Source organism: Natronohydrobacter thiooxidans, from assembly GCF_001884735.1.
Taxonomy (GTDB): Bacteria; Pseudomonadota; Alphaproteobacteria; order Rhodobacterales; family Rhodobacteraceae; genus Roseinatronobacter; species Roseinatronobacter thiooxidans_A.
Window position 1 is genome coordinate 19,388 of the sequence record NZ_MJAP01000014.1, and the last position, 13,901, is coordinate 33,288.

General features: G+C 62.0%; 11 protein-coding genes. 10 read left to right on the forward strand and 1 reads right to left on the reverse strand.

Annotation, left to right across the window (positions count from 1 at the left end; genetic code table 11):
- Positions 1–35: 35 nt before the first annotated feature.
- The 10 genes from BG457_RS10535 (at position 36) to fumC (ending at position 12,451) form a co-directional block, all read left to right on the forward strand.
- Positions 36–3,776 (forward strand): nitrate reductase subunit alpha, encoded by a 3,741-nt coding sequence (locus tag BG457_RS10535; RefSeq protein WP_071797121.1) that lies wholly within the window; start codon positions 36–38, stop codon positions 3,774–3,776.
- The gene (narH, locus tag BG457_RS10540) at positions 3,773–5,293 is read left to right on the forward strand and encodes a nitrate reductase subunit beta (RefSeq protein ID WP_071797122.1); all 1,521 of its coding nucleotides are present in this window, start codon (positions 3,773–3,775) and stop codon (positions 5,291–5,293) included. The genes BG457_RS10535 and narH overlap by 4 nt, the downstream gene beginning before the upstream one ends.
- The gene (gene narJ, locus BG457_RS10545; RefSeq protein ID WP_071797123.1) at positions 5,290–5,988 is read left to right on the forward strand and encodes a nitrate reductase molybdenum cofactor assembly chaperone; all 699 of its coding nucleotides are present in this window, start codon (positions 5,290–5,292) and stop codon (positions 5,986–5,988) included. Before narH ends, narJ begins: the two co-directional genes overlap by 4 nt.
- An 11-nt stretch (positions 5,989–5,999) precedes the next feature.
- Positions 6,000–6,776, forward strand: coding sequence for a respiratory nitrate reductase subunit gamma (gene narI, locus BG457_RS10550; protein ID WP_071797124.1), 777 nt, complete (start codon positions 6,000–6,002; stop codon positions 6,774–6,776).
- Positions 6,777–6,793: 17 nt separating this feature from the next.
- A complete protein-coding gene (locus BG457_RS10555) occupies positions 6,794–7,573 on the forward strand; it encodes a peptidylprolyl isomerase (RefSeq protein WP_071797125.1) in 780 nt (259 codons plus the stop codon).
- Between the two features lie 149 nt (positions 7,574–7,722).
- Entirely contained in the window at positions 7,723–8,991 is a 1,269-nt protein-coding gene (locus BG457_RS10560) for a molybdopterin molybdotransferase MoeA (protein WP_071797126.1), read from the forward strand.
- Between the two features lie 347 nt (positions 8,992–9,338).
- Positions 9,339–9,848, forward strand: a complete 510-nt coding sequence (locus BG457_RS10565; protein ID WP_071797127.1) for a DUF2478 domain-containing protein — start codon at positions 9,339–9,341, stop codon at positions 9,846–9,848.
- Positions 9,838–10,371 (forward strand): molybdopterin adenylyltransferase, encoded by a 534-nt coding sequence (gene mog, locus BG457_RS10570; RefSeq protein ID WP_071797128.1) that lies wholly within the window; start codon positions 9,838–9,840, stop codon positions 10,369–10,371. The genes BG457_RS10565 and mog overlap by 11 nt, the downstream gene beginning before the upstream one ends.
- A 136-nt stretch (positions 10,372–10,507) precedes the next feature.
- Positions 10,508–10,969 (forward strand): SspB family protein, encoded by a 462-nt coding sequence (locus BG457_RS10575; RefSeq protein WP_071797129.1) that lies wholly within the window; start codon positions 10,508–10,510, stop codon positions 10,967–10,969.
- A gap of 87 nt (positions 10,970–11,056) precedes the next feature.
- The gene (gene fumC, locus BG457_RS10580) at positions 11,057–12,451 is read left to right on the forward strand and encodes a class II fumarate hydratase (RefSeq protein WP_071797130.1); all 1,395 of its coding nucleotides are present in this window, start codon (positions 11,057–11,059) and stop codon (positions 12,449–12,451) included.
- 78 nt (positions 12,452–12,529) lie between these two features.
- Here fumC and clpX read toward each other — a convergent pair whose 3' ends face one another.
- Positions 12,530–13,792, reverse strand: coding sequence for an ATP-dependent Clp protease ATP-binding subunit ClpX (clpX, locus tag BG457_RS10585; protein ID WP_071797131.1), 1,263 nt, complete (start codon positions 13,790–13,792; stop codon positions 12,530–12,532).
- Positions 13,793–13,901: the final 109 nt, after the last annotated feature.

Genomic DNA, 13,901 nt, shown 5'->3' on the forward strand with positions numbered 1-13,901 from the left:
CGCCCACCCTATCCAACACAAGAACGGAGACAGCCATGAGCCATCTTCTTGACCGGCTGAACTTTCTGAAATCGACCCGCAAGGATACGTTCTCGGACGGGCACGGCCAGACCACGACTGAGAACCGCGACTGGGAGGATACCTATCGCAACCGCTGGCGCCATGACAAGATCGTGCGCTCGACGCATGGGGTGAACTGCACCGGATCCTGTTCGTGGAAGATCTATGTCAAATCGGGGATCGTGACCTGGGAAACCCAGCAGACCGATTACCCGCGCACGCGGCCAGATCTGCCCAATCATGAGCCGCGCGGCTGTGCGCGGGGGGCGTCTTATAGCTGGTATCTCTATTCCGCGAACCGTGTGAAAACGCCGCTGGTGCGCGGTGCGCTGATGCGGCTGTGGCGCGAGAAGCGGCGCAGCATGACGCCGGTGCAGGCCTGGGAGGCGATCCAGAAAGACCCCGCCGCCCGCGCCAGCTACACCCGCAAGCGCGGCACGGGCGGGTTCGTGCGCGCATCCTGGGATGAAGTGACCGAGATGACGGCGGCGGCGAATGCCTGGACCGCCAAGACCTATGGCCCGGACCGGGTGTTCGGCTTCTCGCCGATCCCGGCCATGTCGATGGTCAGCTATGCGGCGGGCTCGCGCTACCTGTCGCTTCTGGGCGGCACCTGCATGAGCTTTTATGACTGGTATTGCGACCTGCCGCCGGCCTCGCCCATGACATGGGGCGAGCAGACGGATGTGCCGGAATCGGCGGATTGGTACAATGCGGGCTATCTGCTGCTCTGGGGGTCGAATGTGCCGCAGACGCGCACGCCGGATGCGCATTTCTACACTGAGGCGCGCTATCGCGGCACCAAATCCGCGGTGATCTGCCCGGATTATTCGGAAGCGGCGAAATTCGGCGATGTCTGGCTGAATGCCAAGCAAGGCACCGATGCCGCGCTGGGGATGGCCTTTGGCCATGTGATCCTGCGCGAGTTCCATCTGGACCGGCAGGTGCCCTATTTCGAGGAATATTGCCGCAAATACAGCGACATGCCGATGCTGGTCCGGCTGGACAGGAAAGGCGAGCGCTATATTCCCGGTCGGCAGTTGCGGGCCGCTGATCTTGATGGCGCCTTGGGCGAGGCCAACAATCCCGAATGGAAAACCATCTGCATTGACGAGACCTCTGGCCAGTTGGTCGCGCCCAATGGCTCGATCGGGTTCCGCTGGGGCGAGCAGGGCAAGTGGAATCTGGAGGAGAAGGCGAAAGAGGCTGCGATCTCGCCCAAACTGTCGCTGATCCTTGATGAGGACCGCGACGATGTGGTGGGCGTGGATTTCCCCTATTTCGGCGGCATGGCCAGCGGGCAGTGGGAGAACGATGCGCGTGGCGATGTGCTGACGCGCAATGTGCCGGTGAAGAAGATCACACTGGCGGATGGATCCGAGGCACTGGTGACAACGGTGTTCGATCTCTTCTGCGCGAATTATTCGCTCGACCGGGGTCTGGGCGGCGATCACGTCGCGAATGACTATAACGCCGATGTGCCCTTCACGCCTGCATGGGCCGAGCGCATCACTGGTGTCAGCCGCGACAAGATCATTCAGGTGGCCCGCGAATTTGCCGACAACGCTGAAAAGACCGGCGGCAAATCCATGGTGATCATCGGCGCGGCGATGAACCACTGGTATCATATGGACATGAATTACCGCGCTGTCATCAATATGCTGGTGATGTGCGGCTGTGTCGGTCAGTCGGGCGGTGGCTGGGCGCATTATGTGGGGCAGGAAAAGCTGCGCCCGCAGACGGGCTGGACGGCCTTGGCCTTTGCGCTCGACTGGGCGCGCCCGCCACGGCATATGAATTCGACCTCTGCCTGGTATGCCCATACCGACCAGTGGCGCTATGAGACGGTGACGGCCAAGGACATCCTGTCGCCCACCGCGCCCGAGGGCGATTACGAGAAGCTCTCGCTCATTGACTACAATATCCGCTCCGAGCGGATGGGCTGGCTTCCTTCGGCGCCGCAGCTCAAGACTAACCCGCTGAAAGTGGGGGCGGCGGCGAAAGCGGCGGGGATGGGAATCCCGGCCTATGTGGCGCAGGAACTGTCATCGGGCCGGTTGGAAATGTCCTGCGAAGACCCGGATGCACCGGAAAACTGGCCGCGCAACCTGTTTGTGTGGCGCTCGAACCTGCTGGGCTCTTCGGGCAAGGGGCATGAGTATTTCCTCAAGCACCTTCTGGGTACGGATCACGGGGTTCTGGGCAAGGATCTGGGGGAGGAGGGGCGGCAGAAGCCGGTCGAGGCCAAATGGCACAAGGACGCGCCCGAGGGCAAACTTGACCTGCTGGTGACGATTGATTTCCGCATGTCCACGACGGCGGTCTATGCCGATATCGTGCTGCCCACGGCCAGCTGGTATGAGAAGGACGACCTGAACACATCCGACATGCACCCGTTCATCCACCCGCTGCAGGCGGCAGTGGACCCGGCTTATGAGTCGAAAACCGACTGGGAGATCTTCAAGGCGATTGCCAAGAAATTCTCCGAAGTCGCGCCGGAAATCCTCGGTGTGGAAACCGATATCGTGCAACTGCCGATGCAGCATGACAGCCCCGGCGAACTGGCGCAGCCTTTCGTCAAGGACTGGAAGAAGGGCGAATGCGAGTTGATCCCCGGCAAGACCGCGCCGGCCTATATCGCGGTGGAACGGGATTACCCGAACCTCTATGCGCGTTTCACTGCGCTGGGGCCGTTGATGGAGAAGGTCGGCAACGGCGGCAAGGGGATTGCCTGGGATACCAAGACCGAGGTGCACCATCTGAAAGCGCTGAACGGCACCCATACGGAGGGGCCGACCAAGGGGATGGCGAAGATCGACACTGCGATTGATGCTGCCGAGGTCGTGCTGATGCTTGCGCCCGAAACCAATGGCGAGGTCGCGGTCAAGGCATGGAAGGCGCTGGAAAAGGCCACGGGGCAAAACCACGCCCATCTGGCCGAGGTCAAGGAAGACGAGAAAATCCGCTTCCGCGACATTGCCGTGCAGCCGCGCAAGATCATTTCCTCGCCCACATGGTCGGGGATCGAGTCCGAGGAAGTCTGCTACAATGCGGGCTGGACCAATGTGCATGAGCTGATCCCTTGGCGCACCCTCTCGGGACGCCAGCAGATGTATCAGGATCATGAATGGATGCTGGCCTTTGGCGAGTTTTTCGTCACATGGCGGCCGCCGGTCGATCTGAAAACCATCACGGTTGACGCCACCCGCGCGCTGAAATCGGCGGAAAAGCATGTGGTGCTGAACTTCATCACGCCGCACCAGAAATGGGGCATCCATTCGACCTATTCGGACAACCTCTTGATGCTGACGCTCAACCGTGGCGGGCCGGTGATCTGGATTTCCGAGAATGACGCCAGAACCGCAGGGATTGTCGATAATGACTGGGTGGAGCTGTTCAACGCGAACGGGGTGATTGCCGCGCGTGCGGTGGTCAGCCAGCGGATGAAGGACGGGACAACCTTCATGTATCACGCGCAGGAAAAGATCGTGAATACGCCGGGCAGCCAGATCACCGGCAAGCGGGGCGGGATCCATAACTCGGTCACGCGGGCGATCCCGAAGCCCACGCATATGATCGGGGCCTATGCGCAATTCTCTTACGGCTTCAACTATTACGGAACCGTTGGGGCGAACCGCGACGAGATGGTGATCGTTCGCAAGATGGAAAATGTGGACTGGCTCGACCGTCCCGCGAAAACGGAGGCAGCGGAATGAAAGTACGTGCCCAGATCGGAATGGTGCTGAATCTCGATAAATGCATCGGGTGTCACACCTGCTCCGTGACCTGCAAGAATGTCTGGACCTCGCGCGAGGGCGTTGAATATGCGTGGTTCAACAATGTCGAAACCAAACCCGGCATCGGCTACCCCAAGGATTGGGAAAACCAGAAACGCTGGAATGGCGGCTGGAAGCGCGACCCTTCGGGTCAGCTTGTGCCCAAGCAGGGCGGCAAATGGCGGATCCTGGCAAATATCTTCGCCAATCCCGACCTGCCGGAGATCGACGATTTCTACGAGCCGTTTGATTTCGACTATGATCATCTGAAATCGGCGCCGGAAATGGAGGCATTTCCGACCGCGCGGCCCCGGTCGAAAATCTCGGGCGAGCGGTTGGAGAAGATCGAATGGGGCCCCAACTGGGAGGAAATTCTGGGCGGGGAGTTCTCGAAGCGCTCGCAGGATTACAATTTCGAGGGCATTCAGAAGGACATCTATGGGGAATATGAAAACACCTTCATGATGTATCTGCCGCGGCTGTGCGAGCATTGCCTGAACCCGGCTTGCGTGGCCTCTTGCCCATCCGGTGCGATCTACAAGCGCGAGGATGATGGTGTTGTCCTGATCGATCAGGAGAAATGCCGTGGCTGGCGGATGTGCGTCTCGGGCTGCCCCTATAAGAAGATCTATTACAACTGGTCTTCGGGCAAATCCGAGAAATGCACGCTCTGCTATCCGCGTCTGGAATCGGGACAGCCCACGGTTTGTTCGGAAACCTGCGTGGGGCGCATCCGTTACTTAGGGGTGATGCTCTATGATGCCGACAAGATCAGTCAGGCGGCGGGCGTGGCGGATGAAAAGCAGCTTTATGACGCGCAGCTTGACGTCTTCCTTGATCCTAACGACCCGGCAGTGATCGAGGCCGCACGGGTCGAAGGCATCCCCGAGGACTGGATCAAGGGCGCGCAGAACTCGCCGATCTGGAAGATGGCGATGGAATGGAAGATCGCCTTTCCGCTGCACCCGGAATACCGCACCCTGCCGATGGTCTGGTACATTCCGCCGCTCTCGCCGATTCAGAACGCGGCCGAAGCGGGCAAGATCAGCGCGCAGGACCAGATGCCGGATGTGAAGAGCTTGCGCATTCCGGTGCGCTATCTGGCCAATATGCTGACGGCGGGCGATGAAGCCCCGATTGTCAGCGCGCTGGAGCGGATGCTGGCAATGCGCTCCTACATGCGGTCGAAAACCGTGGATGGGGTGATCAATCTGGGCGTGGCCAAGCGCGTCGGCATGACGCCCGACCAGATCGACGAGATGTATCAGCTGATGGCGATCGCCAATTACGAGGATCGTTTCGTCATCCCGACCACGCATCGCGAGTTGGTAGAGGATGCCTATGACCTGAAAGGCGGCTGCGGCTTTACCGATGGCAATGGCTGCTCCAGCGGGTCGTCGGGCGGCACGCTCTTCGAGGGCAAGAAATTTCGCAGCCCGCAGGAGTTCATCGCATGAAAACCTTTCGCGCATTCTCGGCGCTGCTGAGCTATCCGACACCGGATCTGCAGGCCGCCATTCCGACAATCGGCCAGACCCTCGCATGCGAGGGGCTGCTGCGCCAAGAGCAGATTGCGGCGCTGGTGCCGCTGCTGGCGTCGCTGGAGATGGATGATCTCTATGATCTGCAGGAACGCTATGTGCTGCTGTTTGATCGCTCGCGCACGCTGTCTCTGAACCTGTTCGAGCATATCCACGGCGAAAGCCGGGATCGGGGCGGGGCGATGGTGGACCTTTTGGACACCTATCGCGCGGGGGGCTTCGATCTGGTGGGGCCGGAACTGCCCGATCACCTGCCGGTGCTGCTGGAATTCCTGTCCACGCAAGGCCCCGATCAGGCGCGCGCCATTCTCGCGGATGCAGGCCATATCCTGCTGGCGCTCTCCGAGCGGCTGGCGCGGCGCGAGAGCATCTATGCGCCGGTTCTGGCAGCACTTGTGGCACTGGGGCAGATCGAAGTGACCCCCGAGGCCGAGGCGCTGCTCTCCGAGCGCGATGATGACCCCGAAGATCTGGCCGCGCTCGATGCGGTCTGGGAGGAAGCGCAGGTCACTTTCGGCCCCGATCCGAATGCGGGCTGCCCGGTCTCGCGCGACATCCTTGCCCGCATGCATGAACCCGCCCCGGCGCGCCCGCGCGCCGCAAGCCGTTAACGGAGGCCCCAATGCACAATTTCGTCTTCGGGATATTTCCCTATATCGCCCTCACGATCATGATCCTCGGCTCCATCGCCCGCTATGAGCGTGACCCTTTCACCTGGAAAACCAAATCCAGCCAGATGCTGCGCACAAGGCAATTCGTGATCGGCTCGGTGCTGTTTCATGTCGGTGTGCTGGCCATCTTTGCCGGGCATGTCGTGGGGCTGCTGACCCCCAAGGAGCTTTGGTATGCTTTCGGCATCTCCTCGGGGACCAAGCAGATGATTGCCATCGTCGCGGGCGGTGCCGCGGGCATCGCGGCGCTTGCCGGGGGGGCGATCCTCTTGCATCGGCGCCTGACGGACCCGCGCATCAAGGCCAATTCCAGTTTTGGCGACAATGCCGTGATGATCATCCTGATCGTGCAGCTTGTGCTGGGGCTGGCCACGATCCCGCTGGCGCTGGGCCATCTGGATGGTTCCGAGATGCTGAAATTCATGGCCTGGGCGCAGGGGATCCTGAGCTTCAAGGCCGGATCGGCAGGCTATATCAGTGATGTGCATCCGATCTTCAAGCTGCATATCTTCCTTGGGCTGGTGATCTTCGTGATGGTGCCCTTCACGCGGCTTGCGCATGTTATCTCTGGGGTGGCGGTGCCCTTCCGCTATCTGCTTGGCCGGACGGGCTATCAGATCGTGCGCTCGCGGCGCGGTGTCAGGGCGGCCCCGAAAGACGTGGCGCCCGTGCGTGCCACTCGTCAGCCGGTTGCCGCCAGATCTGTCGCCTCGGCCCCTGCGGAATAAGTGAAAGGACCAGACCGATGAAACCGCTTCTGCCGCCTGTCTTTGTCAATGGCGTTGAAATCCCGGCGGAACGTATCGCGAATGAGGCCCAGAACCACCCAGCCCCGAAGAACAAGCCGGGGCTGGCCTGGCAGGCTGCGGCGCGGGCTTTGGTGCTGCGCGAGGTGATGCTGCAAGAGGCCCGCGCGCGTGGGCTGTCCCCTGACCCGGCGGAAATCGCGCCGGGTCAGTTCGAAACCGGTGACGAGGCGCTGATCCGCCAGCTTTGCGAGAGTGCGATCACACCGGGCGCTGTCACTGATGCGGGGCTGCATGACCACTATCTCGCGCATCCCGAGCGTTTCCGCGCGCCGTCGCTTTATGAGGCCGCGCATATCCTGTTCCCGCGCGAGATGGACATGGCCGGTCCACGCGCCCGCGCGCAGGCCGTGCTGGTGGAGCTGCGCGCCAATCCGCGCCGCTTTGCCGAACTGGCACGCGCGCATTCCGCCTGTTCGTCGAAAGAGAATGGCGGTGTGCTGGGCCAGCTTTCGGCGGGCGATACCGTGCCCGAATTCGAAACCGCGCTGGAGGCGCTGGCGGAAGGGCAGATCAGCGATCCGGTGGAAACGCGCTTCGGGCTGCATCTGATCCGGCTGGACGCGCGTGCGCGCGGCGATGTTCTGCCCTTCGAGGTGGTCCTGCCGCGCCTGCGCGATGCGCGTGCAAAAGCGGCCTGGGCACAGGCTGCGGCGCGTTTCGCGTCGGATCTGCTGATGAAAGCCACGATTGACGGGATTCGCCTGCGGGCGGCCTGAGGCAGAAAGGGTCGGTGATGCATGAGAGGATGCAGGGCGGTGCGGGCTCGCCGGACGGTATGGGTTCGGTCCGGGCACGCTCCGAAACAACCACGCCCTGCGCGAAGGCGCTGGCGCGTTTTCAGCAGCAGTAAAGCGAGAAGAACCCCATGACCCTGCACCAGACAGTTCACACACCGGACCGGGCCGCCTGCGGATGCGACGCCGCTCCAGGGTTACTGCCGGTGGATGACGCCATCGCTATCGGACTGGCGTTGCTACGACCGCTCGCGGAAACCGAGCATCTGCCGCTGGCGCGGGCCACGGGCCGGGTGCTGGCGCGGGATATCGCCGCGCCGGTGGCCTTGCCGCTCTTCGACAATGCCGGGATGGATGGCTATGCGCTGCGGTTGTCAGATCTGGCGGGGCAGGGGCCGTGGTTCCTGCCCGTTGCGGGGCGCATCCGCGCCGGTGATGCGGCGAGCCCGCTGCCGCAAGGCGCAGCAATGCGTATTCTGACCGGCGCGCCGGTGCCCGCAGGGGCGGATGCGGTGATCGCGCAGGAACAGGTCGCGCGCAGGGCTGCGCGGATCGAGATTGCGCAGCGCCCCCGGAACGGCCAGCATATCCGCCGCGCAGGCGAGGATGTGGCGCTTGGCGCCCCGCTGCTGGAGGCCGGGCGCCTGCTGGGCGCGCGCGAGATCGCAGCCCTGGCAGGCTCGGGCGTGGGGCAGGTGCCTGTTACGCGGCGCTTGCGGGTGAGTGTGCTCTGCTCTGGCAGCGAACTGGTGCCGCCGGGTGCGCCGCTGGGACCGGGCCAGATATGGAACGCCAATCAGGCCATGCTGGGCGCGGCGCTGGCGCAGCCCTGGATCGCGCTGCGGCTCCGGCCCGCGCTGGCCGATACTCCGGCGCTATTGCAAAAGCACATCGCCAAGACCCTGCGCGACACCGATATCCTGATCACCACGGGCGGGGTGTCGGTTGGGGATGAGGATCACATGGCGCGCGTGATTCAAAACCTTGGCGGGCAGATCCATGCGATGAAACTGGCGATGAAACCGGGCAAGCCGCTTTCCATCGGGCAGGTCGGGCAGACGCTGTGGCTGGGGCTGCCGGGCAATCCGGTGGCGGCTTTCGTGACCTGGCATGTTGTGGGGCAGGTGCTGGCGCAGGCGCTGGCCGGCATGGCGCGGCCCGGTCCGGTCAAGTCCCTCGCGGCACTTGCCGCGCCGCTGCGCCACAGTCCGGGGCGGTGCGAATTTCGCCCCGCACGGCTGCTGGGGCATGATGCGCGCGGCCTGCAGCAGGTCGCCTGTCTTGAGGGCACCGGCTCGCACCGGCTGGCGCAATTTCCTCAGGCCGATGCGTTGGTGATGATCCCGGCGGATATGGATGCCCTGCCCAAGGGCGCGCTGGTTGAGGTGCTGCCGCTGTAGCGCGGTCCGTTTCGGGCGGTCTTGCGTCCCCTTGCCGCCCGCAACCTGCCCCGGCCCTGCGCGAGGGTCGGGGCCTTTTTATACGAAAGCCGATGGGGCAGGGCCGGTATTTCAGAGGGTGGCGCGCTGCCAGTCCATTCGGAATTCGCGACCGCCAGCGGTGTGAGGGTGCTTTGCCGGGTCATGTGATGGTTGATAATTGTCAATCAAAGTATTGATTTTTATGCCGTGGATTCTTTAGGAATCTGAGAATTAATCTCATGCCGCGACTCTTGGTTGATTTGTGTCAATGTTTGATCGGCCCGTTTCTGCCATTCAGGATCGAAACAGTCAGGGAGTGTTGCGTCGTGAAACTCGGATATGTCTCGCTGCCCGGACGCGGGGCCAATGACCTTTTTCTGGCGCAGATCGCCGATGCCCTGCGCGGTCAGCTCAAACTCTGCGGCACGGTGCAGACCAATATCACCCGCGCGGACCGGCGCAAATGCGACATGGATTTGCGGCTTCTGGCCACGGGCGAGGTGCTGCGCATATCCGAAGATCGCGGCGCTTTCGCGCGTGGCTGCACGCTGGACACACAGGTGCTGACCGAGGCTGTGGCGCGCAGCGAGGCCGCTCTGGCCGGTGCGGATCTGCTGATCGTCAACAAATTCGGCAAGACCGAGGCCGAGGGGCAAGGCTTCGCGCCGCTGATCGCCGAGGCGCTTTTTGCGGGCATTCCTGTTCTGGTGGGCGTCAATGCCCTGAACCTGCCTGCGTTTGAGGGATTCACTGAGGGCATCGCGCAGCCCTTGCCGGAAGATGCGCAGCATGTGATCGCCTGGTGCCTGAGCGCGCGGCTCATCCATGCCGCGTGAGTCTGCCAGTATTGCGATTGTCACGGTGTCGGACCGCGCGGCGCGGGGCGTCTACGAGGACAGGGGCGGCCCTGCGGCCGAGGACTGGATCCGCAGGAGTGTGACCTCGCCCATCCGCGTTTCCCGCCAGATCGTGCCGGATGAGCGCGATCTTGTCGCAGGAAGGCTGCGCAGGCTGGCCGAAGACGGGGCAGATCTTGTGCTGATCACCGGGGGGACCGGGCCCGCGCCGCGCGACCGGACGCCTGAAGCGCTGGCCGATGTGATCGATTTCGATCTGCCGGGGTTTGGCGAAGAAATGCGCCGCGCCTCGCTGCGGGAGGTGCCGACGGCGATCCTGTCGCGTCAGGGCGCGGGGGTGCGGGGGCAGACGCTGTTCATCACCCTGCCGGGCAAGCCTGCGGCCATCGCAACCTGCCTTGATGCGGTCTTTGCATCGGTTCCCTATTGCCTCGATCTGATCGGGGCGGCGCGGATCGAGACTGATCCTGCCCATTGCCCGGCCTTCAGGCCCCGGCGATAGTAATTGCAAATCAGTCTCTTAAATCTTTTCCCTTCTGTCGCGCTGTAATGCAGTCGCAGAAACTTGCGCGTGCCCGTCAGTCTGGTCTTTCATTCGCGCGCGAAACTTTTAAGGTAGCGGGAAAGAGAGAGGACACATGAGTCGCGGAATTGATTACGGCAATCTGATGCATGACGCCATGCGGGGACTGATCCGCAAGGTCATGGAAGGCGTTGCGCGTGACGGTCTGCCCGGTGATCATCATTTCTTCATCACCATCGACACCACCCATCCCGATATGCAGATGGCCGGGTGGCTGCGCGAGCGCTACCCCGAAGAGATCACGCTGGTGGTGCAGCACTGGTTCGAGAATCTGAGCGTCGAAGAGGATGGATTCGCGATCACGCTCAATTTCGGCAATGCGCCCGAGCCGCTCTATATCCCCTTCGATTCGATCTCGACCTTCGTCGATCCCTTCGTGGAATTCGGGCTGCGGTTTGAGCTGCATCACGAAGAGGATGACGAGGATGAGGATGATGAAGAGGCGCCCATGCTTGAGGATGCGCCGCAGGAGCCGAAATCCGGCGAAGTCGTGAGCCTCGACCGGTTTCGGAAGTAAGGCTTGGTATGCGACAGCATACCGATTGATTTTCCTGCATCCTGCCGCTAAGCACTGCACGACCATTTGTTGCAAGGAGCTTTGCGCATGACTGCCACCCGCCGCGAGACTGACAGTTTCGGCCCTCTCGATGTTCCTGCCGATAAATACTGGGGCGCACAGACGCAACGCTCGATCCTGAATTTCCCGATTGGCTGGGAGCGCCAGCCAGTGCCGATCATCCGGGCGCTGGGGGCGATCAAATGGGCCTGCGCGCTGATCAATATGGAGCAGGGCGATCTGGATGAGACCCGCGGCAAGGCGATTGTCGCGGCGGCGTCGGAAGTGTTTGAAGGCAAGTTCGACGATAATTTCCCGCTGGTCGTCTGGCAGACCGGTTCGGGCACGCAATCGAACATGAACGCGAATGAAGTGATCTCGAATCGCGCGATCGAGATGCTGGGCGGCGTGATGGGCTCGAAAGACCCGGTGCATCCGAATGACCATTGCAATATGGGCCAGTCCAGCAATGACACTTTCCCCACGGCGATGCATGTCGCCATCGGCATGCTGGCGCGCGATGTGCTGCTGCCGGGGCTGGCAAAGCTGCAAGCGGCGCTGGAGGCGAAATCCGAAGAGTTCAAGGATATCATCAAGATCGGCCGCACCCATACGCAGGATGCCACGCCGCTGACACTGGGGCAGGAATTCGGCGGCTATGCGCATCAGGTCAAGATGGGGATTGCGCGGGTCGAGATGTGCCTGCCGCATATTTATGAGCTGGCGCAGGGCGGCACAGCGGTCGGCACCGGGCTGAACACCCGCAAGGGCTGGGACGTGAAGGTCGCGGCGCAACTGGCGGAAATCACAGGGCTTCCCTTCCGCACCGCCCCTAATAAATTCGAGGCACTGGCCGCGCATGACGCGATGGTGATGTTCTCGGGCGCGCTCAAGACCGTTGCGGCCTCGCTCTTCAAGATCGCCAATGACATGCGGCTTCTGGGCTCTGGCCCGCGTTCGGGTCTGGGCGAATTGATCCTGCCCGAGAATGAGCCGGGCTCTTCGATCATGCCGGGCAAGGTGAACCCGACCCAGGCCGAGGCGCTGACCATGGTCTGCGCGCATGTGATGGGCAATGACGCGGCGGTGGGGTTCGCGGGCAGTCAGGGGCATTTCGAGTTGAATGTCTATAACCCGATGATGAGCTACAATGTGCTGCAATCGATGCAGCTTCTGGGCGATGCGGCTTCCAGCTTCACCGATAATATGGTTGCGGGCACGCAGGCCAATGTCGAGCGGATCGACCGGCTGATGAAGGAATCGCTGATGCTGGTGACAGCACTTGCGCCGACCATCGGCTATGACAATGCCACCAAGGTCGCCAAGACCGCGCATAAGAACGGCACGACCCTGCGCGAGGAAGCGATCGCCTTGGGCTTTGTCGATGGCGAGACCTTTGACCGTGTGGTGCGGCCCGAGGATATGATCGGCCCCAAGGGCTGATCTGCCGCGCGAGAGACGCAAAAACCCGGCCAGATGGCCGGGTTTTTTCATGTTTCGGGCTGACAGGGCGGGCTGCGATCAGCCTGCGCTGGCCGCTGTTTTCTTGGCATCGGCATAGATGATCAGCGGCTTCGCAGCCGAGATCGCGGCTTCCTCATTCACCACGACTTCGCTGACATTTTCCAGCCCCGGCAGGTCGAACATCGTATCGAGCAGGATATCTTCAAGGATCGAGCGCAACCCGCGTGCCCCGGTCTTGCGGGCAATCGCGCGTTTGGCGATGGCTTTCAGCGCCTCTTCGGTAAAGGTCAGGTCTGCCCCTTCGATATCGAACAGCTTCTGATACTGCTTGACCAGTGCGTTCTTGGGTTGGGTCAGGATCGTGACCAAGGCATCCTCGTCCAGATCCATCAGCGTTGCCACCACTGGCAGACGGCCCACGAATTCCGGGATCAGACCGAATTTCAGCAGGTCTTCCGGCTCAAGCTGTTTCAGCGACTGGCCGATGGTGATCTGGCTTTCATCCTTCACATCTGCACCGAAGCCGATGGCCGTGCCCTTGCCGCGCTGGTTGATGATGCGGTCCAGCCCGGCAAAGGCGCCGCCGCAGATGAACAGGATATTGGTCGTGTCCACCTGCAGGAATTCCTGCTGCGGATGCTTGCGGCCACCTTGCGGGGGCACGCTTGCGACAGTGCCTTCCATCAGTTTCAAGAGCGCCTGCTGCACCCCTTCGCCCGAGACATCGCGGGTGATCGAGGGATTGTCGGACTTGCGGGTGATCTTGTCCACCTCGTCGATATAGACGATGCCGCGCTGCGCGCGCTCGACATTGTACTCGCTCGCCTGCAACAGTTTGAGAATGATGTTTTCCACATCCTCGCCGACATAGCCGGCTTCGGTCAGCGTGGTGGCATCAGCCATGGTAAACGGCACATCAAGGATCCGCGCCAGCGTCTGCGCCAGGAGCGTCTTGCCGCAGCCGGTGGGGCCGATCAGCAGGATGTTCGATTTCGACAGCTCGACATCGCCCGCCTTGCCGGAATGATTGAGCCGCTTGTAATGGTTGTGCACGGCGACCGAGAGCACGCGCTTAGCCTGTTCCTGCCCGATCACATAGTCATCAAGCACATTGCAGATCTCGCGCGGGGTGGGCACGCCATCGGTGGATTTCAGCCCGCCGGATTTGGTTTCCTCGCGGATGATATCCATGCACAATTCGACACATTCGTCGCAGATAAAGACCGTCGGCCCCGCGATCAGCTTGCGCACTTCATGTTGGCTCTTGCCGCAGAAAGAGCAGTAAAGCGTGTTCTTGCTGTCTGAATCGGATGTCGGCATTTCAAACCTCTGTGGTCTCTACTGCGATAGGCATCGGCGCGTGGCGGGCGATTGTCGCCTTCTTGTCCTCTAGGGTAGGCGAGAGCGGGGGGCGGGACAATGCAAAACT

Bases quoted from the DNA above. Each gene is read 5' to 3' on its own strand.
- BG457_RS10535 (WP_071797121.1), top strand. From the start codon at position 36: ATGAGCCATCTTCTTGACCGGCTGAACTTTCTGAAATCGACCCGCAAG.
- narH (WP_071797122.1), top strand. From the start codon at position 3,773: ATGAAAGTACGTGCCCAGATCGGAATGGTGCTGAATCTCGATAAATGC.
- narJ (WP_071797123.1), top strand. From the start codon at position 5,290: ATGAAAACCTTTCGCGCATTCTCGGCGCTGCTGAGCTATCCGACACCG.
- narI (WP_071797124.1), top strand. From the start codon at position 6,000: ATGCACAATTTCGTCTTCGGGATATTTCCCTATATCGCCCTCACGATC.
- BG457_RS10555 (WP_071797125.1), top strand. From the start codon at position 6,794: ATGAAACCGCTTCTGCCGCCTGTCTTTGTCAATGGCGTTGAAATCCCG.
- BG457_RS10560 (WP_071797126.1), top strand. From the start codon at position 7,723: ATGACCCTGCACCAGACAGTTCACACACCGGACCGGGCCGCCTGCGGA.
- mog (WP_071797128.1), top strand. From the start codon at position 9,838: ATGCCGCGTGAGTCTGCCAGTATTGCGATTGTCACGGTGTCGGACCGC.
- BG457_RS10575 (WP_071797129.1), top strand. From the start codon at position 10,508: ATGAGTCGCGGAATTGATTACGGCAATCTGATGCATGACGCCATGCGG.
- fumC (WP_071797130.1), top strand. From the start codon at position 11,057: ATGACTGCCACCCGCCGCGAGACTGACAGTTTCGGCCCTCTCGATGTT.
- clpX (WP_071797131.1), bottom strand. From the start codon at position 13,792: ATGCCGACATCCGATTCAGACAGCAAGAACACGCTTTACTGCTCTTTC.